This window comes from Demequina sediminis (genome assembly GCF_039545075.1).
GTDB classification, from domain to species: Bacteria; Actinomycetota; Actinomycetes; order Actinomycetales; family Demequinaceae; genus Demequina; species Demequina sediminis.
The window spans coordinates 188,623-215,023 of sequence record NZ_BAABRR010000004.1 but is presented as its reverse complement, the minus strand read 5'-3'; the positions used below and the strand labels follow the sequence as shown (position 1 = coordinate 215,023).

General features: G+C 70.9%; 30 protein-coding genes and 2 pseudogenes. 13 read left to right on the top strand and 19 right to left on the bottom strand.

The genetic code is table 11. The features are described from left to right. The 4 genes and pseudogenes from ABEA62_RS05530 to ABEA62_RS05515 all read left to right on the top strand — a co-directional run. Positions 1-759 (top strand): annotated as a pseudogene (locus tag ABEA62_RS05530) (IS256 family transposase); the annotation flags it as partial. Positions 760-832: 73 nt separating this feature from the next. After that, positions 833-1,210 carry a hypothetical protein gene (locus ABEA62_RS05525; protein WP_425557978.1) on the top strand — a complete coding sequence of 126 codons (378 nt, stop codon included), beginning with the start codon at positions 833-835 and terminating at the stop codon, positions 1,208-1,210. Between the two features lie 93 nt (positions 1,211-1,303). Continuing rightward, positions 1,304-1,618 (top strand): annotated as a pseudogene (locus ABEA62_RS12690) (relaxase/mobilization nuclease domain-containing protein); the annotation flags it as partial. A 460-nt stretch (positions 1,619-2,078) separates the two neighbouring features. Then, positions 2,079-2,966, top strand: coding sequence for an ABC-2 transporter permease (locus tag ABEA62_RS05515; protein WP_425557977.1), 888 nt, complete (start codon positions 2,079-2,081; stop codon positions 2,964-2,966). Positions 2,967-2,984: 18 nt separating this feature from the next. On the opposite strand, the gene ABEA62_RS05510 is transcribed toward ABEA62_RS05515, so the two are convergent. Together ABEA62_RS05510 and merA are read right to left on the bottom strand one after the other, a co-directional pair. Then, entirely contained in the window at positions 2,985-3,287 is a 303-nt protein-coding gene (locus tag ABEA62_RS05510) for a hypothetical protein (RefSeq protein WP_081275423.1), read from the bottom strand. Between the two features lie 49 nt (positions 3,288-3,336). Further along, positions 3,337-4,761, bottom strand: a complete 1,425-nt coding sequence (gene merA, locus ABEA62_RS05505) for a mercury(II) reductase (protein ID WP_061225165.1) — start codon at positions 4,759-4,761, stop codon at positions 3,337-3,339. A gap of 106 nt (positions 4,762-4,867) precedes the next feature. Here merA and ABEA62_RS05500 point away from each other — a divergent pair, with 106 nt between their 5' ends. From ABEA62_RS05500 to ABEA62_RS05490, 3 genes are read left to right on the top strand one after another with little or no spacing between them, the layout of a single operon-like run. Next, positions 4,868-5,257, top strand: coding sequence for a heavy metal-responsive transcriptional regulator (locus tag ABEA62_RS05500; protein WP_042529932.1), 390 nt, complete (start codon positions 4,868-4,870; stop codon positions 5,255-5,257). A gap of 39 nt (positions 5,258-5,296) precedes the next feature. Then, complete coding sequence (locus tag ABEA62_RS05495) at positions 5,297-6,082, top strand: LLM class flavin-dependent oxidoreductase (protein ID WP_286214314.1); 786 nt, start codon at positions 5,297-5,299, stop codon at positions 6,080-6,082. A gap of 42 nt (positions 6,083-6,124) precedes the next feature. Continuing rightward, a complete protein-coding gene (locus tag ABEA62_RS05490; RefSeq protein ID WP_286214315.1) occupies positions 6,125-6,541 on the top strand; it encodes a GNAT family N-acetyltransferase in 417 nt (138 codons plus the stop codon). Here the strand turns inward: ABEA62_RS05490 and ABEA62_RS12685 are convergent. From ABEA62_RS12685 to ABEA62_RS05465, 4 genes are all read right to left on the bottom strand, one after another. Continuing rightward, a complete protein-coding gene (locus tag ABEA62_RS12685) occupies positions 6,499-7,284 on the bottom strand; it encodes an ASCH domain-containing protein (RefSeq protein WP_425557975.1) in 786 nt (261 codons plus the stop codon). The genes ABEA62_RS05490 and ABEA62_RS12685 overlap by 43 nt on opposite strands. Positions 7,285-7,297: 13 nt before the next feature. Beyond that, positions 7,298-8,002, bottom strand: a complete 705-nt coding sequence (gene purQ / locus ABEA62_RS05475; RefSeq protein WP_286214316.1) for a phosphoribosylformylglycinamidine synthase subunit PurQ — start codon at positions 8,000-8,002, stop codon at positions 7,298-7,300. Beyond that, a complete protein-coding gene (gene purS, locus ABEA62_RS05470; protein ID WP_286214317.1) occupies positions 7,999-8,331 on the bottom strand; it encodes a phosphoribosylformylglycinamidine synthase subunit PurS in 333 nt (110 codons plus the stop codon). The genes purQ and purS overlap by 4 nt, the downstream gene beginning before the upstream one ends. 71 nt (positions 8,332-8,402) lie before the next feature. Further along, the gene (locus ABEA62_RS05465) at positions 8,403-8,840 is read right to left on the bottom strand and encodes a septum formation family protein (protein WP_286214319.1); all 438 of its coding nucleotides are present in this window, start codon (positions 8,838-8,840) and stop codon (positions 8,403-8,405) included. A gap of 136 nt (positions 8,841-8,976) precedes the next feature. Here ABEA62_RS05465 and ABEA62_RS05460 point away from each other — a divergent pair, with 136 nt between their 5' ends. Then, complete coding sequence (locus tag ABEA62_RS05460; RefSeq protein WP_286214320.1) at positions 8,977-9,684, top strand: trimeric intracellular cation channel family protein; 708 nt, start codon at positions 8,977-8,979, stop codon at positions 9,682-9,684. Between the two features lie 10 nt (positions 9,685-9,694). Here ABEA62_RS05460 and ABEA62_RS05455 read toward each other — a convergent pair whose 3' ends face one another. The 3 genes from ABEA62_RS05455 to purD all read right to left on the bottom strand — a co-directional run bounded on the left by ABEA62_RS05455 (position 9,695) and on the right by purD (position 12,422). Next, complete coding sequence (locus ABEA62_RS05455) at positions 9,695-10,168, bottom strand: hypothetical protein (RefSeq protein WP_345378996.1); 474 nt, start codon at positions 10,166-10,168, stop codon at positions 9,695-9,697. Between the two features lie 71 nt (positions 10,169-10,239). Next, positions 10,240-11,136, bottom strand: a complete 897-nt coding sequence (locus tag ABEA62_RS05450; RefSeq protein ID WP_286214322.1) for a phosphoribosylaminoimidazolesuccinocarboxamide synthase — start codon at positions 11,134-11,136, stop codon at positions 10,240-10,242. Next, positions 11,136-12,422: a phosphoribosylamine--glycine ligase gene (purD, locus tag ABEA62_RS05445; RefSeq protein WP_286214323.1), complete on the bottom strand. Its 1,287-nt coding sequence runs from the start codon at positions 12,420-12,422 to the stop codon at positions 11,136-11,138. Before purD ends, ABEA62_RS05450 begins: the two co-directional genes overlap by 1 nt. Before the next feature lie 97 nt (positions 12,423-12,519). Between purD and ABEA62_RS05440 the strand changes: the two genes are divergently transcribed. Both ABEA62_RS05440 and ABEA62_RS05435 read left to right on the top strand, forming a co-directional pair. After that, positions 12,520-14,310, top strand: coding sequence for a threonine/serine exporter family protein (locus ABEA62_RS05440; protein WP_345378994.1), 1,791 nt, complete (start codon positions 12,520-12,522; stop codon positions 14,308-14,310). A gap of 779 nt (positions 14,311-15,089) precedes the next feature. Then, on the top strand, positions 15,090-15,401 hold the full coding sequence (locus ABEA62_RS05435) for an ArsR/SmtB family transcription factor (protein WP_286214327.1): 312 nt from the start codon (positions 15,090-15,092) through the stop codon (positions 15,399-15,401). Positions 15,402-15,423: 22 nt separating this feature from the next. Here the strand turns inward: ABEA62_RS05435 and ABEA62_RS05430 are convergent, their stop codons facing one another. The 4 genes from ABEA62_RS05430 to purT all read right to left on the bottom strand — a co-directional run bounded on the left by ABEA62_RS05430 (position 15,424) and on the right by purT (position 19,749). Further along, complete coding sequence (locus tag ABEA62_RS05430; RefSeq protein WP_286214328.1) at positions 15,424-16,719, bottom strand: adenylosuccinate synthase; 1,296 nt, start codon at positions 16,717-16,719, stop codon at positions 15,424-15,426. 85 nt (positions 16,720-16,804) lie between these two features. Beyond that, entirely contained in the window at positions 16,805-17,824 is a 1,020-nt protein-coding gene (gene fbaA, locus ABEA62_RS05425) for a class II fructose-bisphosphate aldolase (protein ID WP_286214329.1), read from the bottom strand. A 90-nt stretch (positions 17,825-17,914) separates the two neighbouring features. Beyond that, positions 17,915-18,565 carry a TrmH family RNA methyltransferase gene (locus ABEA62_RS05420; protein WP_286214331.1) on the bottom strand — a complete coding sequence of 217 codons (651 nt, stop codon included), beginning with the start codon at positions 18,563-18,565 and terminating at the stop codon, positions 17,915-17,917. Further along, on the bottom strand, positions 18,562-19,749 hold the full coding sequence (purT, locus tag ABEA62_RS05415; RefSeq protein WP_286214333.1) for a formate-dependent phosphoribosylglycinamide formyltransferase: 1,188 nt from the start codon (positions 19,747-19,749) through the stop codon (positions 18,562-18,564). Before purT ends, ABEA62_RS05420 begins: the two co-directional genes overlap by 4 nt. 37 nt (positions 19,750-19,786) lie before the next feature. On the opposite strand from purT, the gene ABEA62_RS05410 reads away from it, so the two are divergent. After that, positions 19,787-20,527, top strand: coding sequence for a VTT domain-containing protein (locus ABEA62_RS05410; RefSeq protein ID WP_286214334.1), 741 nt, complete (start codon positions 19,787-19,789; stop codon positions 20,525-20,527). Here the strand turns inward: ABEA62_RS05410 and ABEA62_RS05405 are convergent. The 5 genes from ABEA62_RS05405 to ABEA62_RS05385 are packed head-to-tail and all read right to left on the bottom strand — an operon-like array spanning position 20,515 to position 24,216. Continuing rightward, entirely contained in the window at positions 20,515-21,240 is a 726-nt protein-coding gene (locus ABEA62_RS05405; protein ID WP_286214336.1) for a type III secretion system chaperone family protein, read from the bottom strand. The genes ABEA62_RS05410 and ABEA62_RS05405 overlap by 13 nt on opposite strands. Before the next feature lie 2 nt (positions 21,241-21,242). Beyond that, positions 21,243-21,803, bottom strand: coding sequence for a LemA family protein (locus ABEA62_RS05400; protein WP_286214337.1), 561 nt, complete (start codon positions 21,801-21,803; stop codon positions 21,243-21,245). Positions 21,804-21,859: 56 nt separating this feature from the next. Beyond that, positions 21,860-22,768 (bottom strand): hypothetical protein, encoded by a 909-nt coding sequence (locus tag ABEA62_RS05395; protein WP_286214338.1) that lies wholly within the window; start codon positions 22,766-22,768, stop codon positions 21,860-21,862. A 55-nt stretch (positions 22,769-22,823) separates the two neighbouring features. After that, a complete protein-coding gene (gene pyrE, locus ABEA62_RS05390; RefSeq protein WP_286214339.1) occupies positions 22,824-23,405 on the bottom strand; it encodes an orotate phosphoribosyltransferase in 582 nt (193 codons plus the stop codon). 46 nt (positions 23,406-23,451) lie between these two features. Further along, positions 23,452-24,216, bottom strand: a complete 765-nt coding sequence (locus ABEA62_RS05385) for an SDR family NAD(P)-dependent oxidoreductase (protein ID WP_286214340.1) — start codon at positions 24,214-24,216, stop codon at positions 23,452-23,454. A 43-nt stretch (positions 24,217-24,259) separates the two neighbouring features. Between ABEA62_RS05385 and ABEA62_RS05380 the strand changes: the two genes are divergently transcribed. Both ABEA62_RS05380 and ABEA62_RS05375 read left to right on the top strand, forming a co-directional pair. Continuing rightward, a complete protein-coding gene (locus tag ABEA62_RS05380) occupies positions 24,260-25,051 on the top strand; it encodes an exodeoxyribonuclease III (RefSeq protein ID WP_286214341.1) in 792 nt (263 codons plus the stop codon). Positions 25,052-25,053: 2 nt separating this feature from the next. Continuing rightward, positions 25,054-25,701 (top strand): septum formation family protein, encoded by a 648-nt coding sequence (locus ABEA62_RS05375; RefSeq protein ID WP_286214342.1) that lies wholly within the window; start codon positions 25,054-25,056, stop codon positions 25,699-25,701. Positions 25,702-25,732: 31 nt separating this feature from the next. Here ABEA62_RS05375 and ABEA62_RS05370 read toward each other — a convergent pair whose 3' ends face one another. Next, positions 25,733-26,263 (bottom strand): variant leucine-rich repeat-containing protein, encoded by a 531-nt coding sequence (locus tag ABEA62_RS05370; protein WP_345378980.1) that lies wholly within the window; start codon positions 26,261-26,263, stop codon positions 25,733-25,735. Positions 26,264-26,401: the final 138 nt, after the last annotated feature.

Genomic DNA, 26,401 nt, shown 5'->3' with positions numbered 1-26,401 from the left:
TCGTCGCCGCGGACGCGCTGACGATGAAGGTCCGCGAGGGCGGCCGCGTCATCAACGCCGTGTGCCTGGTCGCCACGGGCGTCAACGGCGACGGCCACCGCGAAGTCCTCGGACTCCAGGTCGCCACGTCAGAGACCGGCGCGGCGTGGAACACGTTCTTCGCCGACCTCGTCGCCCGCGGCCTGGCCGGCGTCCGCCTCGTCACGTCCGACGCCCACGCGGGCCTCGTGGAGGCGATCGCGGCGAACCTGCCCGGAGCGGTGTGGCAACGCTGCCGCACCCACTACGCGGCGAACCTGATGGCGGTCACGCCCAAGCACGCGTGGCCGGCCGTGAAGTCCATGCTGCACTCCGTGTACGACCAGCCCGACGCGGCATCCGTGCACGCTTGAGTATCGACCGCCTGCTGGACTACGTCGAGGACAAACTCCCCGCCGTGTTCGCCCACCTCGAGGCAGCCCGCGACGACCTCCTCGCGTTCACCACTTCACCTAAGGACGTGTGGACTTAAGAATCTGGTCCAACAACCCCGCCGAGCGCTTGAACAAGGAGATCCGTCGTCGTACCGACGCCGTTGGGATCTTCCCCAACAGGGACGCCATCATCCGGCTCGTCGGCGCAGTCCTGGCCGAGCAGACCGACGAGTGGGTCGAGACCAAGCGCTACCTCGGACTCGAAGTCCTCGCCCGCTGCCGCCTCACCGCCGTGCCCAACACCGGCATCGAGGAGGTGACCGAAACCCTCGCACTCACCGCCTGACGAAGGAACCCGCTACACCACTCCACGGGACTTGACCCCGCCCGCCGCTGCCACGACGACGCTTCGCGCCGCCGTGACTCTGACGCACAGCCTCCGCATCAGCCCGACCGGTGTTCACCTGGCAGTCGGTCTGCTGCTCCACCTGTACGCCAGAGTGGCCAGCCCGAGCACGTGGGTGCGGGCCGTCGTGCGCGATGCCCTCCACGCCTCTCGGAGCGAGGAGCTGGACGCCGCCGTGGCCGCGCACCTGCTCGGCGTCGAGGCGCGCGCGCAGGTGTCGGCGGACGCGCGCGAGCTGGCCGCGCAGATCCGCCCGCTGGCGATCAACGTCAACGACCTGGACCACCGAGCACGTGCCGGTGAGGCGGTGGCGCTGTCGTCGGAGGTGCCCGAGCTGATCGAGCTGCTGCGCGAGGTCCGCGCCCTGCTCGGTGATCGGACGGCGTCATGAGCACGACGCACTACAGCCCGAGCGCCAGCGCCGCCGACACGGAGCGCTATATCCGGGGCAAGGAGGACGAGCGGGGCGTCGCGATCACGTGCGATGTGCCGGGAGGCCCCGGCGCGTTCTCGGCGCGCTCGGGCGCTCACGCAGAACACGACGCGCGAGGTCGAGGCGCTGCACTACCGCCAGTCGTTCAGCGACGAGGAGTTCGACCCGAAGAACCCCGAACACGTGCAGCGGGTGAACGACCTGGGCTACCAGCTCGCCAAGAAGATGCACCCGGATTCCGACTGCCTCGTCGTCAGTCATGTGGATGGGCGGGGAAAGAAGCCGCACAACCATATTTTGGTTCTCAATCACAACAACCGCACGGGAAAGGCGCTCTCGGACTATCGCACGTTCCACGACCGCAAGGCCGGGAATCAGAAGGGCGTGCAGTCGGCGAACGACGAGCTGATGCGCGAGCACGGGCTCTCGGTCGTGAAGCGGCTGGAGCACGCGCCGAAGGACTGGGAGCTGCGCCGCGAAGACTTCGCCGAGGGGTCGCTCGACCGCGAGATGGGCGACCGGATGAGTGCGGCGCTGGCCGATCCCCGCGCGGTGGACAAGGCCGGTCTGGTCTCGGTGATCGAGGAGCAGAACCAGCAGCTCGGTGATGACGGGGATCGGGTGCCACGGATGCGGCTGCACAGCCCCGTCAGCAAGAAGGGCAAACGCGCCGGGCAGGAGACCTGGACGCTCTACATCGAGGACCGCCGCGGCGAGTCCGGGCGTGCCGAGCGCCGCAAGCGCACGAGCGCACTCTCGGCGGACTTCACCCCGGAGGGCGCGCAGGCGTTCTTCGACTACCACCAGCAGCAGAAGGAGCAGGAACATGAGCGCAGCACTCGACAGGCTGAAGCAGCAGAACGGGCCCGTGCAGTCGCCGCAACCGCTCGGCAGTCCGGAGACGATGGAGCTGTTGACCTCGATCCTCGCCGCCGTCGAGGCGCAGAATACGAGGATCGCCACTCTGACCGAGCAGCAGAAGAAGCTCGCGGGGTTCGTGAAGGTGGACAGCGAGGAGCAGGAGAAGCAGCTCTCCGCGATCTCGCATCAGCTGACCTCAACGTCGCCGCCGCCGGAGTCGAACGAGAACAGCGAACTGCTCGCCGGAATCGCGTCCACTCTCGCGGGTATGAGCGTGAACCTCAACGGGGAGCGTCTGAAGGGCTCAGCCTCTAAGTCCGAGGCTGCCGCCAAGCATCTCGATGAGAGCCGGGCTAAGTTCGAGCGGGCCGCGAACGGTGCGCAGAAGGCCTGGCGGGAGTCGATCACCCAAGCCAGCGCCGAGGCGACGAGCGCGATCAGCACGGCCCGGGATCAGGCTGTGCAGTCGATCGAGAGGGCCGCTGCCGACGCCGGGGCCGTGGCAACAGCCAAGATTGACGCCGCGAACGAGCGGGCCGAAAAGATCATCGCCACAACGGCCAAGCTGGAGGCCCGTCAGCTTTGGTCTGTCGCCGCGTCGATGTGCCTCGCGCTGCTGCCGGTCGCAGTGATCGTCGCGGGTGTTTGGATGGCCGTCGCCGGGCTTATCACGGGCGCTCAGTGGGCCCTCGACGTGGACGGGAGCGTGTGGCTCGGGATCGGTCGCTGGCTCGTGGTCTCCATGGGCCTCGCCGGGGCCGGCTACGGACTCTTCGCGTCCGTCCGCTGGGTCGCCGGTCTCGTGGAGACCTGGAAGGGCCGCGGGATGCCGAGGTGGCCCCGTTGGCGGTGATGGCTGGATCCGATCGAGCTACCGGTTCCGATCAGCAGTCGAAGGATTTTCGCAGCAGCCAGTCCTGCGGCCTCGGTGCCGCCGCCGTAGCCTGACGAGCATCCCGGCCGTGACGGCCATCGCGACGGCGATCCCGGCACCGATGATCCAGGGATTGCCGAGGAGCCCTCCGACGCCTGCGAGTGCTCCGCCCGCCGCGATGAGCGGCAGGCCGCAGCAGAGCAGCAACGGAAGCGCGCAGCATGCCAGTAGGAGCAGCCCGGTCCCTGCGGCGACGATGGGACCGGCGCGCCGTTCGTCGCGGTCGTGATCGGCGCTCATCGTCTGCACCTCTTCCGGATGAGATCTCCCCGATTGCATGCGTTGCCGTTCATGCGCAGCACGAGAGCAGTGACGGGTCGGTGGTGAAGGACTTCGCGGCGATCCGGATGCCTTCGGTCATGGTCAGGTAGGGGGCCCAGGCGTCGGCGACTTCGGCGATGGTCTTGCCGAGCACGTGGACGCCTGCGGCGGCGAGTTCACCGGCGTCCTTGGCGACGGCGGTGAGGCCGAGGATCTCGCTCGTATCGGCGTTCACGACGATCTTGATGAACCCGCGGGTGTCGCGGTTGATCACCGCCCGGGGCACATACTCCAGGGGCAGCACGCGGCAGTCACAGCGGATCCCCGCGGCGACGACCTCCTTCTCGGTCATCCCGACCGCGCCGATCGCCGGTCCGGTGAACGTCACCCGCGGCAGATGGGAGTAGTCGACGGACCGGTCGGCGTCGGCGAACGCGTTCTCGGCAACGAGGGTGCCGTGGTGGGCCGCGACGTAGACGAACTCCGGGTGCCCGGTCACGTCGCCCGCGGCCCAGATCCGCGGGTTCGACGACTGCAGATGGTCGGAGACGACCACCTCGCCGGAGTCCCCGGTCTTCACCCCGACCGCATCGAGGTTCAAGCCGTCGGTGACGGGACGGCGTCCGAGGGCGACGAGCACCTGGTCGGCGCGGAACTCCTGCGAGCCGCCGGACACGTCCGCGGTAACCACGACCTGCCCGGTCGCCGCGTCCCGGGACACCCGGGTCGGCACCGCGCGGCGGACCACCCGGATGCCCTCGTCGGCGAACACCTCCTGCAGTGTCCGGGACACCTCCGGCTCCTCCTTCGACGCGAGCCGGGACCGCACCAGCACGGTGACCTGGGAGCCGAGGCGGGCGAACAGCTGCGCCTGCTCCAGGGCAACGTAGCCGCCGCCGAGCACCAGCATCGACTCGGGGACCTCGGTCAGGTCCATCGCCGTGGTCGAGGTCAGGTACCCGGCCTCGTCCAGGCCGTCGATCGGCGGAGCCCACGGCCGCGCACCGGTGGCGACCAGGTAGTGCTCGGCCTCGATCGTCTCGACCGCTCCGTCTGCGGCGGTGACCTCCAACACCGGCGCGTCCGGGGTGCCCGCGAACCCGGCGTCTCCCCGCCGGACGTGCCACCCGTATGAATCGGCGACGTCGGCGTACTTCTCGCCCCGCATCGTCTCGACCAACGCCTGCTTCCCGGCGATCAGCGCGGGCATGTCCACTGGGCCTGCCGTCGTCGCGATCCCCGGGAACCGGTCGGCGGCGTCGGCGGCGACGTGCCGTGCATCGGCGGCGGCGATGAGGGCCTTCGACGGCACGCAGCCCGTGTTCACGCAGGTGCCGCCGAGCGTGCCACGCTCGATCATCACCACCGACTTCCCGAGCATGGTCGCGCGAATCGCGGCGGCGAACGCTCCGCCGCCCGATCCGATGATGGCGAGATCGTACTTCGTAGGCATCGCTGCTCCCGTCAAGGCTTGGACTTCTGTTCCGTTTCAGCCATACTGGACCTTCCAGTGCAAGGGAAGGTCAAGCGTGGCCCCTGCCGAATGATCGGAGGCCGCAATGCGCATCGGAGAACTCGCCGAACGCGCGGGCACCACCTCGAAGACGCTCCGGTTCTACGAAGAGCAGGGACTGCTGCCCCCGGCCGACCGGACGCCATCCGGGTACCGCGACTACGCGCCCGACGCCGTCGCCCGGATCGACTTCGTTCACCGTGGCCAGGCCGCAGGCCTCACCCTCGCCCAGATCCGCCAAATCCTCGACATCCGCGACAGCGGCCACGCGCCCTGCGAGCACGTGCGAGACCTCCTCGACGCGCGCCTGGCCGAGATCGAGCAGCAGATCGCCCAGCTCACCGCCCTGCACGGCACCATCGCCGACCTCCGGCACGACGCCGCGCACCCGGACCCCGACACATGCAGCCCAGACCAGGTCTGCCGGTACCTGTAGAGGGACGCGGACCGAGAAAACGAGAGCCATAACACGAACATGCGCTACGAGAACCCGTTGTACATGGCGGAGGCCGCCGCGACCGCCGACCTCATCGCGGGCGGACGGCTGCAGCTGGGCGTGAGCCGCGGCAGCCCCGAGCCCGCGGCGGACGGCCCGGCGGAGTTTGGCTATCCCCTCGCCTTCGGGATGAGCCCCGCCGAGGAGGCCGCACGTCGGATCGCGCGCTTCCGCGAGGCGATCTCGGGCGCGGGCATCGCGGAGCCCGGCTCGCACGCCCACGTGCGCGCGGGCGAGCTGCTGCCCATCCAGCCGCAGTCCCCCGGACTGAGCGAGCGGATCTGGTACGGCGCGGGCGGCATCGACTCCGCCCGTCGCGTGGGAGAGCTGGGCATGCATCTCATGTCCTCGACGCTGGTGCTCGAGGCCACCGGGGAGCCGCTCGGCACCGTGCAGTCGCGCCAGATCGAGGCCTTCAGGTCGGCGTGGCGCGAGGCGGGTCACGCGGGCGAGCCGCGCGTGTCCGTGTCGCGCAGCATCATGCCCATCACCGATGACCTCTCGCGCACCTACTTCACCCCCTACCTCGAGCGCGACCTCATGGGCGCCAACAATGACCAGATCGGCGAGATCGACAACACGCTGTCGACCTTCGGGAAGACCTACGTGGGCGACCTCGACAAGCTCGAGCGCGAGCTCCGTGAGGATGAGGCGGTGATGACCTCCGACACGTTGCTGGTCACGATCCCCAACCAGCTGGGCGCGGACTTCAACCACGGCACGTTCCGGGCGCTCGCCGAGCTGAGGGACCGTCTCGCGGCCTGACCGGCCGTCAGCGACCGCCCGCCACGCGGTTGAATGGCTCCCGTGATCGAGATCCGCACCGGCCTGCTTCCCGACGACACCGAGACCTGCGCGCGCCTGTGGGTGCGCGCGATCGAGGCCCGCGACGGCACGGTCGATGCCGCGCCCATGGCCCGGCGCGTGCGCTCCGCACTCGCCGGACCCCTCATCAGGCTCGCCGTCGCGACCGCACCCCGCGCCGGCTTCGCCCTGACGGTGCCCTCCGGGTCCGTTCGCGACGAGGCCTTCCTGCACTTCTTGGCGGTCGATCCCGGCGGCACGGGCGGAGGGGTCGGCACCGCGCTCATGACCGATGCCATCGACCATGCCAGCGCGGCGGGCTTCGCGGCGTACGGCGTCGCCCGTCCCCACGGAATCGGCGACTACGCGATGCAGCCCTACCGGCTCGCGCTCGCCTCCGCCACGCCCTCCTCCGTATAGACCAGCCGGAAACGCTCGCACACGACGGGCATGTCGGGCTCGAAGCCGCGGTCATTCCCCGAGTGCTCGCGCCAGTAGCGCTCGTGCACGGCGCGCCAGTACGCGAGCGTGAGGTCTCCCTCGCCCTCCGCGGCGGCGTGCGCGGCGTCAACCTCACCGAACGGCACGACGCGGACGCTCGTGGTCTCGATCACCGCGCGCGGCAGGCCGGCGCCGTCGAGGATGATGCTGAACTCACCCTCGCGCGGCAGCGGGTCACCCGCGGCGTCGTCGTCCCACAGGGACGATGCCGTGCCCGTCTTGATGCCGTCCAGCACCAAGGCGAGGAGCCCGTCCGCGTGGGCGGGCGTCGCGCCGAAGGCCCACGCCTCCGGCAGGGCCTCGGGCAGCCCGGGAACCCGTGCCCGGCATCGTTCCCAGAAGGCGCCAATCGTGGCGCCGGACGCGCCGACCGCATCGAGGTCGCGATAGTGGGGAACCGGGGGCACCGCGACGTAGAAGTCGTGCAGCAGCGCCCGCCACTCCTGGTAGTCCGCGGATCCTCGGAAGCCCTCGGTGTGGTCCTCGAGCGTCTCCCACTCGACAGTGAGCAGATACGTCGAGGGGTCCTCGACTCCGCGGCGCAGCGAGTGGCCCAGGTAGCCGCGCTGGCGGGCCAGCAGCGGCTCGGCAACACGGAAGGCCGCCTCGAAGTCGTCCTCGCGGCCCGCGACGACGGGCAGCACCACGCTCTCGACGATCACGGCGCACCGAGACTCAGGCGGAGGCGAGCAGGCCCTTGATCGCGGACGTGAAGAACGCGAGGCCGTCAGTGCCGGTGCGTCCCGACTCGCGTGAGTCGGGGCCAAAGCCAGCCTCGACCGCGTGCTCGGGGTGGGGCATGAGGCCCACGACGTTGCCGCGCTCGTTGGTGATGCCCGCGATGTCGCGGCGCGAGCCGTTGGGGTTCCACCCCACGTAGCGGAACGCCACGCGGCCCTCGGCCTCGAGCATGTCGAGGGTGCGCTCGTCCGCGACGTACTGGCCGTCCTGGTTCTTGAGCGGCACCACGATCTCCTCGCCCTCGCGGTACTCGGAGGTCCACGCGGTCTCGGCGTTCTCGACGCGCAGCGTCTGGTCACGGCACACGAAGTGCAGGTGCTCGTTCTTGATCATCGAGCCGGGCAGCAGGTGGACCTCGGTGAGCACCTGGAAGCCGTTGCAGATGCCCAGCACGGGCAGGCCGCCGTGAGCGGCATCCACCAGGGTGTCCATCACGGGGGCGAAGCGCGCGATCGCACCGGCACGCAGGTAGTCGCCGTAACTGAAGCCACCCGGCAGGACCACGGCGTCGACGTTCTTGAGGTCGGCGTCGTTGTGCCACAGCGGCACGGCCTCCGCCCCGGCGAGGCGCACGGCGCGCGACGCGTCGCGGTCGTCGAGCGTGCCGGGGAACGTCACGACCCCAATGCGAGCGGTCATCCGAGCAGGTCCTTGGCGCCGTTCTCGGGGGCCGGGCGGTGACCCTTGCCGCCGCCGTTGCCGCCGCAGCCGCAGCCGCCCTCGCGCACCACCTTGACCTGGACGACGTCCTCGATCACGGGGTTGCTCAGGAGCGTCTCGGCGGCCTTGCGGACGTTCGCGAGGACCTCGTCGGTCACCTCGCCGTCGACAGTGAGCTCGAAGCGCTTGCCCTGGCGGACCTGGGCGATGCCGTCGAAGCCCAGCCGCGGCAGGGCGGCACCGACGGCCTTGCCCTGAGGGTCGAGGATCTCGGGCTTGGGCATGACGTGAACGAGGATCGTGGCCATGGCGGCAGTCTACCGGCGCGCGCGGGCAGCACCGGTCGGGCGCCGACCGGGCTCCGGGCGGGCGGGGACGGCTAGGCGGCCGCGCCCTTGAGCGAGCCCGTGAGCTGCTCGCCCTCTTCGCCCACGAGGATGCACGCGAGCTGGCGGTCGCCCAGATCCCACGACGACTGGGTCGGGGTCATGGTCGTGTAGTAGTAGACGCTCTCCTCGTAGGGGACGCCCACGTAGGCCTCGTATTGCGCGTAGCAGGTCTCGTCCCCGGCCAAGAGGGCCTCCTCCGTGAGCTCGGTCATCTCCTCGACGTAGAACACCTCGCCGTCGTGCGCCTCGGCGCAGTCGACGCGCGGGAGCGAGTTCACCTCGGTCTCGCCCTCGGCAGAGACCGCGGTGTTGAGGATGCACTCGCCCACGGCGAGCTGCAGCTCCTCGACGGTCGCGCCGCCCAGCAGCGCGCAGCCACCCAGGGCGGGGAGCATCAGGATCGACGACAGGGCGAGGGCACGGCGCATGACAGACCTTCCACGAGGGCGCGAGGTTGGCGCCGCAGTGGCGCCCGCGCGCACAATCTAGCAGGAGGGACGATGCCCGTGCCGGGACCCTCGCGACGCGGCGGTATCGTGGTGCGCCGCCGCGAAGGAGACCCTCATGCAGGAGTTGCTGACGAGCGTCGACTCGGACGCGATCATCGACTACGCGTTGTCGACCCTGAGGATCGTGCTCGAGTACGTGGGCACCGTCGCCTTCGCGATCTCGGGGGCCGTGGCCGCGAGCAGGCGGCGCATGGACCTCGTGGGAGCGGTGGTGCTCGCGGGACTGGTCGCGGTGGGCGGCGGAACCCTCCGCGATCTCTTGCTGCGCCAGGACGTGTTCTGGATCGAGAACCCCACGCTCGTGCTGGTCGCGATCGCGACCGCGCTGGTGATCGCTCCGCTCGCGCGCAGACGTGACCTCGACGCGCTCGCGCGCCATCGCATCGTGGAGGCCTCCGACGCGCTCGGTCTCGCGATCTTCGTGGTGATCGGCACGGGTCTCGCGCTCGACCTGGGCGCAAGCCCCGCGGCCGCGATGATCGTGGGCGTTGCGAATGGCGTGGGGGGCGGCATCCTGCGTGACCTCTTCGCGGCGCAGGTGCCCGAGGTGTTCTGGAACGGTCAGCTGTACGCGACCGCCGCGCTGGGCGGCGCGCTCGTGTACTGGGCGCTGTGGGCGCTGGGACTGCCGCCCGAGGTGATCTTCTGGATGCCGCTGCTGGTGATCCTCGCGCTGCGCGGCCTGTCGCTCACGCTCGGCTGGGGCGTCCCCACCGTGGCCGTGGTCGAAAAGCGCGACCGCCAGACCGAGGACCACGCCTGACCCCACAAGGTCAGCAGACCCAGCTGTACTCGAGCTCCTGATCGGTCAGCCACGTCGTGAGGGCTCCGCTGTCGGAGACCCAGAACGCGAGGCCGCCTTCGTAGACGGTGAGCGTGCCGGAGTCGTCGCCCGGTCCCGGCGCTGCCACGGCGGGAAGCGCCGCCACGGCCGAAAGCGCCGCACGCATCGTCCCCCCGCCCATCCCGCCCTCACCCGCGGGCGTTGCGAGCGCCGCCACCTCGGGGAACTCGAGGAGATTCGCCGGCACGAACGGGTACCAGGTGACGCCGTCCACCGTGACGGGCTCGTTGCCGCACGCGGGGTAGAACTGCACGTCCGTCACGGTGTCGACCACGTCGCCCGGCACGCCCAGGTCGAGCGAGGACTCGGGGCCATACGGCCGCGGCGCGCAGGCGGTGAGCAGCGTCCCGACCACGATCGCGGTCACCAGCGTCAGCACTGCGGTGAGCTGAAGTCTCCCCATGCAGGTAGGACGCACCCACGCGAACAAACGTTGGGGCCGCGCACCTGGCATCGGGGCGCGTCGAGTACTCGTCAGGCGCGCGCCAGGCGATCGAAGGCCTCGACGTAGCGTGCGCGAGTGCGCTCGACCACGTCGGCGGGCAGCGCGGGCGGCGGGACGTCCGAGGACTTGTCCCAGCCCGAGTCGGGCGAGCTCAGCCAGTCGCGCACGAACTGCTTGTCGAAGCTGGGCTGGGCGCGGCCGGGCTCCCAGTCATCGGCGGGCCAGAAACGCGAACTGTCCGGCGTGAGCACCTCATCACCAAGCACGATGTCGCCCGCCGCGTCCCTGCCGAACTCGAGCTTGGTGTCCGCGAGGATGATCCCCTTCGCCGCGGCGATCGCGTGCGCACGGGCGTAGACAGCGAGCGTGAGGTCGCGCAGCGCGGCCGCGTCCTCCTCGCCGATCATGTCGACCACGGCCTCGAAGCTCACGTTCTCGTCGTGCTCCCCGACCGCGGCCTTGGTCGCGGGCGTGAAGATCGGCGACGGCAGCCGTGAGCCGTCCTCGAGACCCGGCGGCAACTCGATCCCGCACACCGTTCCCGACGCGCGGTACTCCGCCAGGCCGGAGCCGGTGAGGTAGCCGCGCGCGACGCACTCGACGGGGAACATGACGAGGCGGCTGCACACCATGGCGCGGCCCTGCACCTCGGCGGGGACGGGCGCCTCGACCGTGTGATTGGGCACGATGTCGACCAGCTGGTCGAACCACCACAGGCTCAGGCCCGTGAGGATGCCGCCCTTGCCCGGGATCTCGGTGGGCAGCACCCAGTCGTACGCACTGATGCGATCTGACGCGACCACCAGCACCACGTCTCCGCGCGGGTGCGGGGCGACCGGCTCATAGAGGTCGCGCACCTTGCCCGAGTAGACGTGACGCCACCCCTCGAGCTCGAGGTGCGTGGGTGGCGTGGCGTGGCCGGGCATCAGCGCGCGTCCTCCGCGGCGGCCGCCGCGATATCGCGGCGGTGGTGGCTGCCCTCGAGGACGATGCGGTCGACGCCCGCGTACGCGCGTTCCCTTGCCTCGGCAAGGGTCGCGCCCCGCGCCGTGACGCTGAGGACGCGGCCGCCGTTGCTCAGCAGAGTGCCGCGGTGGTCGAGCGACGTGCCGGCGTGGAGGACATGGACGGTGTCGACCGACTCGGCCGCGTCGATGCCCGTGATGGAGTCGCCCTTGCGGGGCTCCGCCGGATATCCGTGGGCCGCGACGACGACGGTGACCGCGGCATCGTTCCTCCACTCGAGGGGAGTGAGGTCGCCCAGGCGGCCCTCCGCGGCGGCGAGCAGCACCCCGGCGAGCGGGGTCGCGAGGCGCGCGAGCACCACCTGCGTCTCGGGGTCGCCGAACCTCGCGTTGAACTCGACCACGCGCACGCCCTTCGACGTGAGCGCGAGGCCGCAGTAGAGGACGCCCACGAACGGGGTGCCGCGGCGCGCCATCTCGTCGACGGTGGGCTGTGCGACCGTGCGCACGACCTCGTCGACAAGGTCCGCGGGGGCCCACGGCAGCGGCGAGTACGCGCCCATGCCGCCGGTGTTGGGACCGGCGTCGCCGTCGTACGCGCGCTTGAAGTCCTGCGCGGGCTGGAGCGGCACCACCGTCTCGCCGTCGCACAGGCAGAAGAGGCTGACCTCGGGCCCATCGAGGAAGTCCTCGACCACCACGACTCCGCCTGCATCGAGGATCGCCTCGCCGTGAGCGAGCGCCGCCGCGCGATCGTCCGTGACCACCACGCCCTTGCCTGCCGCCAGGCCGTCGTCCTTCACCACGTGCGGTGCGCCGAACGCGTCGAGCGCGTCCTCGAGGTCAGACGAGGTGCGGCACACGCGCGGCTCGGCCGTGGGCACGTCGGCGGCGAGCATGACTTCCTTGGCGAAGGCCTTCGAGCCCTCGAGCATGGCCGCGCGGCCACTGGGACCGAAGACGGGGATGCCCACACCGCGCACGGCGTCCGCGACACCCGCGACCAACGGCGCCTCGGGACCCACCACGACGAGGTCGGCCTTCACGGCCGCGGCGAGCGCCGCGACCGCCACGGGGTCGAGCGCGTCCACCCCATGGAGGACGACGGGTGTGCCGTCGACGGTCGACAGCGTGCCGATGCCGGGGTTGCCCGGGGCGGCGTGGAGCTGGCTGACGGCGGGGTCGGCGCACAGGGCGCGGGCGAGGGCGTGCTCACGCGCGCCGGTGCCGACAAGAAGGATGATCACGGGCGCGAGTCTACCGAGCCGCCGCGCGCGCACGCTGTGCCCGATAGGGTGCGAATCGGGGGCCAGGACCACGACCGGTGCGAGGGGGTCACGCGACATGGCACGCACGGTGATTCTCCGCGCGCTCGCCGCGCTCGCGCTCACCGGCGCCGTGGCCGTGCTGGGTCTCGGGGCGGGAGCGTGGCCCGCGCACGCGACGCCCACGCCGACCGCGAGCGCGACTCCCGCAGCGACCTCCACGCCGTCACCGACCGCCGAGCCCACGCCCACCACGACCCCGGCGCCGACCGCGACTCCGCTCCCCACAGCAACCGCCACCGCGACACCCACCGCTGAACCCACCGCGTCGCCCACGGCGAGCGCGAGCCCGTCCGCCGGCGCGACCCCCACGGCGTCCGCGAGCCCGACCGCCTCCCCCACGCCTTCGCCCACCGCGTCGCAGCCCACCGTGGTGGTGCCGGCTCGACAGCCGGGAATCGTGACGTCGGAGGTGTCGACGACCACGCTCGTGATCGCCCTCGCGGTGCTCGCGGCGAGCATCCTGCTGCTGTGGTACCTGGTTCGCACCCAGCGCACGCCGGACGGGGAGGACGGATGGGCGGCCGCGGCGTCGCGCTCGCGTCCCGCCCGCACCGGTCACGTGCCCGCGGGTGCGGCGCTCGAGGCGCTCACCGCGATGGGCCGCGCGATGATCGGCTCGGGCTATCCCGTCGGACTCGTCCAGGACGCACTCGAGGAGATCGCCACGGTCAACGGCCTCCCCGGCACGCACGCCGTGGTGCTGCCAACCTCGATCATCGTGTCCACGGCCGAGCGCGGTCGCACCAAGACCCGTGCGGTCTCGGCGGGCGGCGGCGCCTACACGCTCGCGCAGATCGACGCGATCGATACCTTGCAGACCCAGGCTCGCCGCGGCGACATCTCCGCGGCGGCGATTCCGCACCGCCTCACGGAGATCACCGCCGCCGATCCACCCTTCGGCCGCGCGCTGCGACTCGCGGCGTACCCCGTGCTGTCGGCGTCGATCGCGGTGCTGCTGGGTGCGTCGTGGGCCGGAGTGTTGGTCGCCGGGCTGCTGGGAGTCGGGGTCGGGCTGTTGCTCGTGTTCGCGGAGACGGTGCGGCCCAGCTATTCGGCGCTCGTGATCGTCGGCGCCGCACTGGGCGTGTCGATCGTGGGGCTGCTCGTCGCGCGCACCTCGGTCGATCCCGGCGTGCTCCCCTCGGTGGTCGCTCCCCTGGTCATGTTCCTGCCGGGAGGGCTGCTTACGACCGCGGTCATCGAGCTCGCGACGGGGCACATCGTGTCGGGAGCGGCGCGCGCCGCGGCCGGCGCGATGAGGCTGGTCCTGCTCGCGGCGGGCATCGTCGCCGCGGGCGCGCTCGTGGGCGTGCCGGAGGTCGAGCTCAGTGCGGCCGCGGATCCGCTCGGTCCGGTGGCCCCGTGGATTGCGGTCGCGCTGTTCGGGCTCGCGATCGGGGTTTTCCAGAGCGCGCGTCGCGGAGCGATCGGGTGGATCCTCATCGTTCTCTATGTCGCGTACGGAGCGCAGGTGATCGGAGACCTGTTCCTCGACGGGGTGTTGTCAGCCCTCGTGGGTGCGGCGGCGATGACCCCCGTCGCGATCCTCGTCGCGCGCCAGCGCTCGGGACCCCCGGCGATCGTGAGCTTCCTGCCCGCGTTCTGGCTGCTGGTCCCCGGCGCCCTGGGCCTCGTGGGGGTAACGGGCGTGATCGATGGCAGCGACTCGGGCGCCGCCACGCTGGTTACGACCGCGGCGACCATGGTCGCGATCGCATTGGGCGTGCTGATCGGACTCGCGGCGACGAGCTCCCTGCGTGCGGCGGGCTCGCGCAAGGCCGAGGGCGCGCAACCACCGCCGACCTAAGGGGGCGGGGCCGCCCGTCGCCCCGTCGCCCCGTCGCCCCGTCGCCCCGTCGCCCCCGAAGGCTCCCCTCCTCCTCGTCCCCTCCGGACCCCTCTCCACGCTGTTTCAGCCTTTGCTCACACAGCTCCGGCATGGCGCTCCTTCGCGACCACGAGAAGCACGACACCGCAGGTAGATGGCACCCCGCCCCGACCAACGATGGACAATGGCGGCACTGTTCGAGGAATCGCTGAAACAGCCGCGAGACAACCTCGGACGCGCGCAGCCTGACGGACGGGGAGTGGGCTGGACGGGGTCTGGGCACGACGGGGAGTGGGCTGGACGGGGTCTGGGCACGACGAGGTCTGGGCAAGACGAGGTCTGGGCACGACGGGGTCTGGGAAAGGGGGGAGAGTCGGCCGGATGGATGGGGCGCCCGTCCCCGTCCCCGTCCCCGTCCCCGTCGCCGCCCCCCGGAAGGCTCGCTCCTCCGGACCCCTCTCCGCGACATTTCAGCAATCGCTCACACAGCTCCGGCACGGCGCTCCCTCGCGACCAGGAGAAATGCGACACCCCAGGTAGATCTCTACCCACTCCCGGCGAGAGCCGACCATGGGCGCGCTGTTTGAGGAATCACTGAAACAGCCACGAGACAACCCCGGACGGACGGCGCCTGCCGGACGGAGGCTGGGCCGCACGGAAGAACCGGGGCAGCGCGCCACAGGGAGGCCGGAGCATCGGCTCTCCACAGAATCACGCGAGGCCGCCCGTCCCGGAGCTCCCCGACCTACGATGCGCAGATGCGGGACACGGACCTCTTCGACGACGCCTTCGAACTGGACGCGACGTTCCACGCCCTCGCGAGCCCCGTGCGCCGCTTCATCCTCGAGCTCCTCGAGCCCGAGTCGGCTGCGGCGGGTGACCTCGCGGCTTCGGCCGCGTCAATGTTCGGGATCTCCGCATCACGCGTCTCGCAGCACCTGACAGTCCTCGATCGCGCCGGACTGGTGGTCGTCGAGACCGAGGGCACGTGGCGGTACTACGACGTCGAGCGGGGCTCCGCCGCGGCAGCCGTCGAGTGGCTACACCGGCGGGGCCTCGCCAGTCGCTAGCAGGCCCCCGACCCGCCCGCGCCTACGCGCGGGTGTGCAGGAGGTCGTTGATCTGGATGATCTCGTCGCGGCCGGGGCCCACGCCGATCGTCGAGATGCGGCAGTCGCTCAGCTCCTCGACGGCCTTGACGTAGTCCTGGGCGTTGCGCGGCAGGTCCGAGAACTCGCGGCATCCCGAGATGTCCTCGTCCCAACCGGGGAACGTCTCGTAGACCGGCTCCGCGGCCGCGAAGGCAGCCTGGTCGAGAGGCAGATCCTGGTGGCGCACGCCGTCAACGTCGTAGCTCACGCACACGGGGATCTCCTGGATTCCGGTGAGCACGTCGAGCTTCGTGAGCACGATGTCGGTGAGGCCGTTGATGCGCGACGCGTAGCGCGTGATCACAGAGTCGTACCAGCCACAACGGCGCGGACGTCCCGTCGTGGTGCCAAACTCGTAGCCCACGTCGCGCAGGCGGTCGCCCCACTTGTCGAGCAGCTCGGTGGGCATCGGTCCCTCGCCCACGCGCGTGGTGTACGCCTTGGCGATGCCGATCACCGAGTCGATTCGGGTGGGGCCCACGCCGGAGCCGGTGCACGCACCGCCCGCGGTCGCGTTCGAGGACGTGACAAACGGGTACGTGCCGTGGTCGACGTCCAGCATCGTCGCCTGACCGCCCTCGAAGAGCACGGTCTCGCCCGCGTCGAGGGCGTTGTTGAGCACGAGTGAGGTGTCGGTGACGTGCGGCGCGATCCGGTCGCGGTACGCGAGCAGCTCGTCGGCGACCTCGTCGACCGAGATCGCGCGGCGGTTGTAGACCTTCACGAGCAGGTGGTTCTTCGCCACGAGCGCGCCCTCGATCTTGTCGCGGAGCAGCGACTCGTCGAAGAGGTCACCCATGCGCAGGCCCAGGCGGTTGATCTTGTCCGCATAGGCCGGACCGATTCCGCGTCCCGTCGTGCCGATCTTGCGCTTGCCGAGGAAGCGCTCCGTCACGTTGTCGAGCGTGCGCGCATAGGGGGCGATGATGTGGGCGGCGTTCGAGACGAGGAGGTCCGAGGTGTCGACACCGCGCTCATTGAGCGCGTCGAGCTCCTCGAACAGCACGCGCAGGTCCACGACGACGCCGTTGCCGATCACGGGCGTGCAGCCCGGCGTGAGGATTCCCGACGGGAGCAGGTGCAGCGCGAACTTCTGGTCACCGATGACGACCGTGTGGCCGGCGTTGTTGCCGCCGTTGAACTTCACCACGTAGTCGACGCGCGAGCCCAGGAGGTCCGTCGCCTTCCCCTTGCCCTCGTCGCCCCACTGCGCGCCAACGATCACTGCTCCGGGCATCGTGCCCCTCCCCTAATGTCTGTGGAAACGTGCGAAGGCCTCCGCAGTCAAACGACCGCGGAGGCCTCCCTCACGAGTCGGTCGTTCAGATCTTCTTGCCGGCCGAGCCGAGCTGCTGGCAGGCCTCGACGACGCGAGCGGCCATGCCAGCCTCGGCGAGCTTGCCCCACGCGCGCGGGTCGTAGGCCTTCTTGTTGCCCCACTCGCCGTCGACCTTGAGGACGCCGTCGTAGTTCTTCATCATGTGGTCGACCACGGGGCGCGTGTAGGCGTACTGCGTGTCCGTGTCGATGTTCATCTTGATCACACCGTGCGAGACGGCCGTGGCGATCTCCTCGGCGGTCGAGCCCGAGCCACCGTGGAACACGAGGTCGAACGGCTTCTCCTTGCCGAACTTCGCGGCGGCGGCGGCCTGGATGTCACCGAGGATCTCGGGACGCAGCTTGACGGCACCCGGCTTGTACGCGCCGTGCACGTTGCCGAACGTCATGGCGGTCAGGTAGCGGCCCTTCTCGCCGAGGCCGAGGCGCTCGATCGTGGCGATGCCGTCCTCGGGGGTCGAGTAGAGCTTGTCGTTGACCTCGGCCGAGTGGCCGTCCTCCTCGCCGCCGACGACGCCGATCTCGATCTCGAGGATCGTGTCAGCAGCCTGCGAGAGCTCGAGGAGCTCCTCGGCGATCGCGAGGTTCTCCTCCATCGGCACGGACGAGCCGTCCCACATGTGCGAGTTAAAGATCGGGCCCTTGCCCGCGGCGATCGACTCGGCCTCAAGCTTCAGCAGCGGCTTCAGCCACTCGTCGAGGTAGACCTTGTGGCAGTGGTCGGTGTGCAGCGCGATGGTGACGCCGTACTTCTCCGCGACGACGCGGGCGTACGCGGCGAGCGCGAGCGAACCCACAACCGCGTCCTTGATGGTCGAGCCGGAGGCGTACTGGCCACCGCCCACCGAAACCTGGATGATGCCGTCGGACTCGGCCTCCGCGAAGCCCTGGATGGCTGCGGTGACGGACGACGACGACGTGATGTTGATCGCGGGGAACGCGTAGCCGCCGGCCTTGGCGGCGTCCAGCATCGCGGCGTACGACTCGGTGGTGGCGATAGCCATGGGTAACTCCTGAGCTTGTGCGGATGGAACCGCGGTCCATTCTGTCAGATAACGCAGGTGTCGGGGTGGCGAAGGTCCTAGGGCGAGCGGTCAGCCGTGACCCGCGTCGACGTCACCGTGGAGGCGCACCCACGCGTGCATCGCGATGGCCGCGGCGGCCCCGGCGTTGATGGATCGCGTCGACCCGTATTGCGCGATCGCCAGCGTCGCGACCGCGCGCTCCCTCATCGCCTCGGAGAGGCCGACGGACTCCTGGCCGAAGACCAGAACGCACTCGCGAGGAAGCTCATACGTCTCAAGCGGCACCGAGCCGGGCAGGTTGTCCACGCCGACCACAGGCAACCCCGCGGCGTCGGCCCATGCGGCGAAGTCCTCGACCGTCGGATGGTGGCGAATGTGCTGGTAGCGGTCCGTCACCATGGCACCACGCCGGTTCCACCGACGGTGGCCCACGATGTGCACCTCACGCGCGAGGAACGCGTTGGCGGTGCGGACCACGGAGCCGATGTTGAGATCGTGGTGCCAGTTCTCGATCGCGACGTGGAACGGGTGACGGCGCTGATCGAGGTCCGCGACGATTGCCTCGAGCGTCCAATACCGGTAGCGGTCCACGACGTTGCGACGGTCGCCATATGCCAGCAGCTCGCGGTCGTAGCGGGGGTCGGCCGGCCACTCGCCCTCCCACGGGCCCAGCCCGTGGTGAGGCGCGAGGTCGCCTGTCTCGACCGAACTGCCGCTCACGCGAGCTCAATCCGCAGAGCCGATGCCGACGCCCTCGCCTTTTCGCGCGCCTGGGCGACGTCCTCCCCGCGCGCAAGCGTCACCGCCACCCTGCGCCGTCCTTCCACACGAGGCTTGCCGAAAAGCCGCACGTCCGTGCCCGGCTCCGCCACGGCATCGTCCACGCCCGCGAACACCGGCACGCCCGAGCCCTCGGCAAGCACCGCGCACGAGGCCGCCGCGCCGAGCGACAGCACCCCGGGCACCGGCAGCCCGAGGATCGCGCGCGCGTGCAGCGCGAACTCGCTCAGGTCCTGCGAGACGAGCGTCACGAGGCCCGTGTCGTGGGGGCGCGGCGAGACCTCCGAGAACAGCACGCGGTCTCCCGCGACGAAGAGCTCCACCCCGAAGACGCCCCGACCGCCCAGCGCCTCGGTCACCGCCCCCGCGATCCGGCGGGACTCGGCGAGCGCCGACTCGGACATCTCCTGCGGCTGCCACGACTCGCGATAGTCACCGTCGACCTGCGTGTGGCCCACGGGCGGCAGGAACGTCACGCCTCCGGCGTGGCGGACGGTGAGCAGCGTGATCTCGTAGTCGAAGTCGACGAAGCCCTCGACGATCACCCGCGAGCCGCCGGCGCGGCCGCCCTCGACGGCGTACGTCCACGCCGCGTCGATGTAGGCAGGCGTGCGCACGACGGACTGCCCCTTGCCCGAGGACGACATCACCGGCTTGACCACGCACGGCGTGCCGAGCTCGGCGACAGCCGCGGCGAAGTCATCGCGCGTGTCGACGAACCGGTACGGCGAGGTGGGCAGCCCGAGCTCCTCCGCCGCGAGGCGCCGGATGCCCTCGCGGTCCATCGTGAGGATCGTCGCGCGTGCGGTCGGGATCACGGTCGACAGCCCCGACTCCTCAACCTCCGCGAGCACCTGCGTCGCGATGGCCTCGATCTCGGGGATGACCAGGTGGGGACGCTCGGCGTCGATCACGGCGCGTAGTGCAACGGGGTCGAGCATGTCGACCACGTGGGCACGATGCGCGACGGACATGGCGGGGGCGTGCGGATAGCGGTCGACGGCGATCACCTCGACGCCCAGCCGCGCGAGCTCGATCGCCACCTCCTTGCCCAGTTCTCCCGAGCCGAGCAGCACCGCCCTGGTCGCGGTGGGCGTGAGCGGGGTGCCGAGAGTGACGGTCATGGGCTCATCCTCGCAGTGCGGACGTACGATTACCGACGTGAACACCGCCGCACTTGCCGCAAGCCTGCCCACCCTCGGACCCGGGTGGCTCGACCCCGAGACCATGATCGAGTCCTTCATCTCGAGTTTTGGCGGCTGGGCGCTCGCCGCGATCTGCGTGGTCATCCTCATCGAGACGGGGCTGCTGTTTCCGTTCCTGCCGGGAGACTCGCTGCTGTTCACGGTGGGGCTGTTCATCGGCACGGGCCTCTTGGACGTGCCGCTGTGGGTCGCGTGCCTCGCGCTGTTCCTCGCGGCCTTCATCGGCGACCAGCTCGGCTACTTCATCGGCCACAAGGCGGGGCCGGCGATCTTCAACCGGCCCGACTCGCGGTTCTTCAAGCGCGAGCACATCGACAAGACGCACGCCTTCTTCGAGCGCTACGGGGGAAGGGCGATCGTGCTCGCCCGCTTCGTGCCGTTCGTGCGCACGTACATCCCCGTGGCGGCCGGCATCGGCCGCATGCACTACGGGCACTTCATCAAGTTCAACGTGATCGGCGCATTCGTCTGGGCCGTGGGCGTGACGGTGCTCGGCTACTTCCTGGGCAACGTCGCGATCATCCGCGACAACCTCGAGGTCGCCGCGCTGGTGATCGTCTTCGTGTCCGTCCTGCCGATCGTGATCGAGACGATCAAGCACCGCCGCGAGGCGAGCCGCGCCGTCGAGGCCATCGCGGAGGACATCACCGGCGAGGACGCCGACTCCTCGCCCGCCGGGCCTCCTCAGCTGCCGTAGTCGGCGAGCACGAACGGCGGGATGAGGCCCACCAACGCCTCGAGCCGGTCAAGCGACGCGTCCAGGGTGGACAAGTCGGGACGCCCGGTGCGCACCAGCGCGAGCACGGCCCCCTCGATCACGAGGGTCGCTCCCCACCATTCCCTGCGCAACAGCTCCTCGATCACGTGGGGCGCGAGCACGGCGTGCGCGTACGCGTCGTCGCGCGCGCTGACCCGCCATCGCTGGTTGAACGCGTGCGACTCGGTGTCGACGTCGCCCCAGCCGAGCCCGGTGAGGAGCCGCTGCAGGCCGTCGTCGGGAGACAGGCGCAGCACGGGCAGCGCCCTCGCGAGCGGGATCCACACCACCTGGTGGTCCGTGCGGGTCGTGGTGCGGCGGCCCTTCGAGTCGCGCGAGTGATCGATCACCACGTAGCGAAAGGCCTGGAAAGGCCGGCCCTCGCGAGAGCCGGTGATGATCTCGCGAGCCTCGCGCTCGTCCCCGCCACCGAAGGGCCTGGTGGTGAGCCGCTCGGCAAGAGAGTCGTCCCGCGGGGTATAGACCCACCCGCGCGAGTCGACCAGCGCGCGCACGCGCGCGAGCCGTTCCTGCTCCGCGCGGTAGTAGCGCACCGCGCCGGCGACGACCACTGCCGCCGCGATCGCCACCAGCGCGATCATGACCGCGGAGGTGACCCCGTTCGAGGCATCGACCGTGAAGCCCGGCCCCACGGCTAGAACTGAACGTTGGGCGCCTGGCGCGCTGCGTCCTCGGTCTCGAAGTACTCCTCGCGAGCGAAGCCGAACATGTTCGCGATGATCACCGTCGGGAAGGTCTCGATGCGCGTGTTGAGCGTGCGCACGTTCGCGTTGTAGAAGCGTCGGCCCGCCGCCACGCGGTCCTCGGTGTTGGTGAGCTCCTGCTGGAGCTGCATGAAGTTCTGGTTGGCCTTGAGGTCCGGGTACGCCTCGGCGACCGCGAAGAGCCTGCCCAGCGCCTGGGTGAGGATGTTCTCCTGGGCGGCCTGCTCGGCGGGCGAGGAGCCCGGAGCGGCCGCGATCGTGCGCGCCTGGGTGACGGCCTCGAGCGTCTCGCGCTCGTGCTTCGCGTAACCCTTGACGGTCTCGACCAGGTTGGGAATGAGGTCGTGCCTGCGCTGCAGCTCGACATCGATCTGGCGCCACGCCTCCTGCACGAGGTTGCGCAGCGTGACCAGCCCGTTGTAGGCGGCGACGGCCCACAGCGCCACGATCACAAGAATCACCGCGAGCGCGATGAAGAACCACTCCAGCATGTGTCTCTCCTGACGTCTCTCGCGACTCTAGCGAGGAACGTCCGCGCGCGGCACCCTCACGCGCCAGACGAGGGGTTTTCCTCGGGATCGCGCCACGGGTTGAGTGGCTCGTCCTCCGCGCCGATGCCGGTGTACCGGCGAGAGGTCAGGGCGCCTGGGGTGGTGGCCCAGTCCGGGCCCGTGAGCGGGGCGTCCGGCTCGCGCATCGCGTGGCCCTGTTCCTCGTAGCGGCGCAGCACGTGGGCCGGGATGCGGCGCGCGACGCCCACCACGACGTCGAGCCGCTTGGCGAGCGTGTCGACGGCCTCGCGGCCCGGCCCCCACACCATCACCGCGCCTCCATCGATGCGGATCGACCTGCCGTGCGCGTCCCACGCGAGGAGCCGCTCGATCATCCGCGGGTCGATCACGTCGTGGCCGTACTTACGGTCGCGGGCGATCACGCGCCAGCGGGCGTTGAACTCATGAGACTCGACCTCGATGTCAATGCCGCCGAGGGCCTGGGCGACGTGATGGGCGAGGTTCTCGGGGACGATGTCGAGGCGCGGCAGCGCGACCGGCAGCTCCGCGAGCGTCACGTGGAAGGACTGCACGACCGCGCTCTCACCCTGACGCGTGGTCTCGACCACGTGGGTGAAGGCGGCGCACCGCAGCCCGGCATAGGTGCCGCGCAGCACGTCTTCTTGGCGCACCGAGTCACCCACCAGGTCGAACGGCATGCCGGTGAAGCGCGTCGAGTACGCGGCCGTGCGCGGCACGTGCTCCCAGCCGTGCGCCCGCGCGAACTTCTCGGCCTGGTCGCGGTGCGTGTACGCGGAGTACGCCTCCCACCCGCCGAGCACCACGAACGCGACCCCCGCGATGATGACCGCGGGGACCGCCGGCAGGGCGCCCGAGACGAGGGCGATAGCCACCATGCTCGCCAGCACGCCGGTGCCCACCCTCATCGACATCAGCGTGCGCATGGGGCTCACCCTAGCGGGCGGCGCCGGGCGCCAGCAGGTGCGCCCGGCATCGTTCCTACTGGAGGCCCAGGTCCTCGAGGCCGTAGAGCGCGAGATAGGGAAGGCCCGCCTCCTCGATGACCTCGCGCGCTCCGGTCGCGCGGTCGACGATCACGGCCACGGCGACCACCTCCGCACCCGCCTCGCGGAGCGCCTCGACCGCCGTCAGCACCGAGCCGCCCGTGGTCGAGGTGTCCTCGACGGCGACGACGCGCCGGCCGGCGACGTCGGGTCCCTCGATGCGGCGCTGCAGTCCGTGCGCCTTCGACTCCTTGCGCACCACGAAGGCGTCGAGGTCGAGGCCGCGCGATGCGGCGGCGTGCAGCAGCGCGGTCGCGACGGGATCCGCGCCCAGCGTGAGCCCGCCCACGGCGTCGATGTCGGCGGGGCCGTACCCGGCCTCCTCGAGAGCGTCGAGCAGGACGTGCCCCACGAGCGGGGCCGCGCGGTGGTGCAGCGTGATGCGCCGCAGGTCCACGTAGTAGTCGGCCTCGCGGCCCGACGCGAGGGTGATGCGGCCGCGCACGACGGCCAGCTCCGTGATGAGGTCGCGCAGCTGCTCGCGCGGCGTTCCCGTGAGGGCGATTCCGGTGGTCATGGCGCCCAGACTAGTGGCGTCGGTCGCGCGGACGGTGAGCGGCGGCTCAGTCCCGCTGCTGGCTGCGGCGCCCCCGCGTGAGGCGACCGGGAAGGACGCCGAGCAGCGCTCCCGCGACCGCGTACCGTGCCGAGGGGGTCACGACGGTCTGGCCGCGGCGCACCGCGGCGAGCGCGGCGGTCACGACCTGCTCGGGGTCGAGCCACGCGGCGTCGGGGAACTCGTCGCGCATGTGCCGCAGCGAGGCCGCGTCGTGAAAGCGCGTCCGCACCAGGCCGGGGAGCACCGCGGTGGCGGTCACTCCCGTGCCCGCGAGTTGGCCCGCGAGCGCCTGCGTGAACTCGACGGCCCACCGCTTGTGGGCGGCATACGTGCTGTTCGACAGGTGTGCCGCGATCGATGCGACGTTGACCACGGCGCCGTGGCCGCGCGCGATCATGCCGGGCAGCACGGCGTGCGTGAGGCGCAGCGGCGCGGTCACGTGGACGTCGAGCAGGGCGCGCTCCTGGTCCCACGTCGAGGCGGTGAAGGGGGCGCCGATGCCGTGCCCGGCGTTGTTGACGAGCAGGCTGACCGGGCGGTCCGTCGCGGACAGCCGGGCGGCCACCGCCTCGCGGCCGTCGTCGGTCGACAGGTCCGCCGCCATGACCTCGGCGGATCTCCCCGTCGCGGATCGCACGAGGTGGGCGACCTCGCTGAGCCGGTCGCGCGAACGGGCGACCAACACCACGTCGTGGCCGGCGGTGGCGAGCTGCCACGCGAACTCCTCGCCCAGTCCGGCGGATGCTCCAGTGACGAGTGCGATGGCCATGGCTCCAACCTACCGGCGGCGCGCGCGCCGGTAGGTTGGCTCCATGCGCCTCGCCACCTGGAACGTGAACTCCATCCGCGCGCGAGTCGACCGCGTGGTCGACTGGCTCGAGCGGTCCGAGACGGACGTGCTCGCGATGCAAGAGATCAAGTGCAAGCCCGAGCAGTTTCCGCGCGAGGCCTTCGAGGCCTCCGGCTACGAGCTCGCGATCCACGGTCTCAACCAATGGAACGGCGTCGCGATCGCGTCGAGGGTCGGTCTCGCCGACGTCGAGAGCGCGTTCCCCGCTCAGCCGGGCTTCGACAAGGCCGGCGTCGATCCCATCGTCGAGGCGCGCGCCCTGGGCGCCACATGCGGCGGCGTGCGGGTGTGGAGCCTGTACGTCCCCAACGGGCGCGGCCTCGCGGATCCCCACTACACGTACAAGCTCGACTTCCTCGCGCGGCTGCGCGACGCGGCCTCCACGTGGGCCGACTCCCCCACCGCCCTCGTGGGCGACTTCAACGTCGCGCCGCTACCCACCGACATCTGGTCGGAGGAGGACTCCGAGGCCGTCACTCACGTGACGCCCGAGGCCCGCGCGGCCTTCCACGCGTTCGAGGACGCCGGCTACGTTGAGCTCTCGCGCCGCTTCCTGCCCGCGGAGCGCACGTACACCTTCTGGGACTACAAGCAGCTGCGCTTCCCCAAGGGCGAGGGGATGCGGATCGACTTCGTCTACGCCTCCGCGCCGCTGGCCGCTCGCGCGACGGCCGGCAGCATCGTGCGCGACGAGCGCAAGGGCAAGGGCGCGTCCGACCACGTGCCCGTCGTCATCGACTTCGCGGACGCGTGAGCATGAGCGACGACTTCGCACCCCCGCCCGCCCTCGGGACGGCCCCCGTGCGCCCGACCCGATCGGCGGAGGCCGCCGCCCCGGCATCGGCGCTCCTCGACGGTGGGGCACCCGCGCGCCCACGCAAGCGGAGCCGGCGCGGAGTGGTGCTCGCATGGATGCTCGGCGGCGCGACCGCGCTCGCGATCGCGGGTGGGGTGGTTGCCGACGTCGTGCTCGAGGCAGGCGCGCGGTCGATCGAGCCGGTGCAGCGCGGGGCGACGGGCGCGGTGTCGGGCATGGCGGTGGTCGAGGGCCTGTGCCTCGAGGATGTGCCGGGTGACGGCGCCACGGTGGGCGAGGTCATGGCCGTGCCGTGCGCCGAGCCGCACCGTGCCGAGACCATTGCCGCGCTGACGTTCACCGAGCCCGAGTGGATCGGAGCCGGGACCATCGCGACGCGCTCGCAGGAGTTCTGCGCCGGTCGGGTCGCGTTGCTGCGCGAGGAGGCGGACGATGCCGCGGCGGGCGTGGTCGACGGCCTCGCGTGGCGCGTGTGGGCGCCGTCGCGTGAGACGTGGGAGGCGGGCGATCGCACTGCCGTGTGCGTGGTCACCTCCGCGCAGGCGTGGACCGGGTCCTTCGAGGCCGGGACCGCGTCACCGGAGTGAGCGCGGCGCCCCCTGGTGACGCAGCGGGCTGTTAGCCCAGCAGGCGCCCGCGTGCGGAGATCGCGGCAAGCACCGCGGGCTCGCCCTGCTCGGTGAGCCACTGCAGGAGGCTCGCGGGTGACGACGGGTTCGCGGCGATCGCGGTGCGCAGCTCGGGGTGTCCATACGCGAGCTCGGACAGCTCGGAGGGCGTCGCATAGGGGCTCGACGCGAGGAGTCGCTCCGCGCCCGGACCCTGCGCGCCGAACGGCGCGGGCGCGACCGGGAACTCGACGGCCGGTCGTGCAGGCACGCTCGCGGCGGGAGCCTGCCGCGCACCCCGCGGCTCGCTCACGGCAGCGCGAATCAGCACGGCGCCCACCGCAAGCGGCAGCACCGGCAGCGCCAGCACCACGGGCGGGACGGTGACGTCGACCACGTACTCGGCGACGAGTGCAAAGCCCACGAAGGCCACGGCGCCGGCGAGGAACACGATCCTCGAGCCTGGCGTCAGGGCCACGCGGGGGTGAAGAGAGGTGATGACGACGAGTGCGAGCAACCCCCCGGTGACGACGAGTGCCACTGACTCACTCGACCAGCCCACCACTCGAACCCCTCTCCACCTCCCGCGTGTACCTCACGAAGAAACTCCCACCGGCGCGCACCCCGCTCAAGCCCCCATTTATGGGGGCACCACCTCGAATACGCCTTCATCCAGGGA

Excerpts from the sequence above, each read along its gene's own strand:
- ABEA62_RS05380 (WP_286214341.1), top strand. The coding sequence starts at position 24,260 with ATGCGCCTCGCCACCTGGAACGTGAACTCCATCCGCGCGCGAGTCGAC.
- merA (WP_061225165.1), bottom strand. The coding sequence starts at position 4,761 with ATGCCTACGAAGTACGATCTCGCCATCATCGGATCGGGCGGCGGAGCG.
- fbaA (WP_286214329.1), bottom strand. The coding sequence starts at position 17,824 with ATGGCTATCGCCACCACCGAGTCGTACGCCGCGATGCTGGACGCCGCC.
- ABEA62_RS05430 (WP_286214328.1), bottom strand. The coding sequence starts at position 16,719 with ATGCCCGGAGCAGTGATCGTTGGCGCGCAGTGGGGCGACGAGGGCAAG.
- ABEA62_RS05465 (WP_286214319.1), bottom strand. The coding sequence starts at position 8,840 with ATGCGCCGTGCCCTCGCCCTGTCGTCGATCCTGATGCTCCCCGCCCTG.
- ABEA62_RS05435 (WP_286214327.1), top strand. The coding sequence starts at position 15,090 with ATGCGGGACACGGACCTCTTCGACGACGCCTTCGAACTGGACGCGACG.
- ABEA62_RS05515 (WP_425557977.1), top strand. The coding sequence starts at position 2,079 with ATGAGCGCAGCACTCGACAGGCTGAAGCAGCAGAACGGGCCCGTGCAG.
- ABEA62_RS05455 (WP_345378996.1), bottom strand. The coding sequence starts at position 10,168 with ATGGGGAGACTTCAGCTCACCGCAGTGCTGACGCTGGTGACCGCGATC.
- ABEA62_RS05460 (WP_286214320.1), top strand. The coding sequence starts at position 8,977 with ATGCAGGAGTTGCTGACGAGCGTCGACTCGGACGCGATCATCGACTAC.
- purS (WP_286214317.1), bottom strand. The coding sequence starts at position 8,331 with ATGGCCACGATCCTCGTTCACGTCATGCCCAAGCCCGAGATCCTCGAC.
- ABEA62_RS05440 (WP_345378994.1), top strand. The coding sequence starts at position 12,520 with ATGGCACGCACGGTGATTCTCCGCGCGCTCGCCGCGCTCGCGCTCACC.
- ABEA62_RS05395 (WP_286214338.1), bottom strand. The coding sequence starts at position 22,768 with ATGCGCACGCTGATGTCGATGAGGGTGGGCACCGGCGTGCTGGCGAGC.
- ABEA62_RS05500 (WP_042529932.1), top strand. The coding sequence starts at position 4,868 with ATGCGCATCGGAGAACTCGCCGAACGCGCGGGCACCACCTCGAAGACG.
- ABEA62_RS05450 (WP_286214322.1), bottom strand. The coding sequence starts at position 11,136 with ATGCCCGGCCACGCCACGCCACCCACGCACCTCGAGCTCGAGGGGTGG.
- pyrE (WP_286214339.1), bottom strand. The coding sequence starts at position 23,405 with ATGACCACCGGAATCGCCCTCACGGGAACGCCGCGCGAGCAGCTGCGC.
- ABEA62_RS05495 (WP_286214314.1), top strand. The coding sequence starts at position 5,297 with ATGCGCTACGAGAACCCGTTGTACATGGCGGAGGCCGCCGCGACCGCC.
- purQ (WP_286214316.1), bottom strand. The coding sequence starts at position 8,002 with ATGACCGCTCGCATTGGGGTCGTGACGTTCCCCGGCACGCTCGACGAC.
- ABEA62_RS05510 (WP_081275423.1), bottom strand. The coding sequence starts at position 3,287 with ATGAGCGCCGATCACGACCGCGACGAACGGCGCGCCGGTCCCATCGTC.
- ABEA62_RS05375 (WP_286214342.1), top strand. The coding sequence starts at position 25,054 with ATGAGCGACGACTTCGCACCCCCGCCCGCCCTCGGGACGGCCCCCGTG.
- ABEA62_RS05385 (WP_286214340.1), bottom strand. The coding sequence starts at position 24,216 with ATGGCCATCGCACTCGTCACTGGAGCATCCGCCGGACTGGGCGAGGAG.
- purT (WP_286214333.1), bottom strand. The coding sequence starts at position 19,749 with ATGACCGTCACTCTCGGCACCCCGCTCACGCCCACCGCGACCAGGGCG.
- ABEA62_RS05400 (WP_286214337.1), bottom strand. The coding sequence starts at position 21,803 with ATGCTGGAGTGGTTCTTCATCGCGCTCGCGGTGATTCTTGTGATCGTG.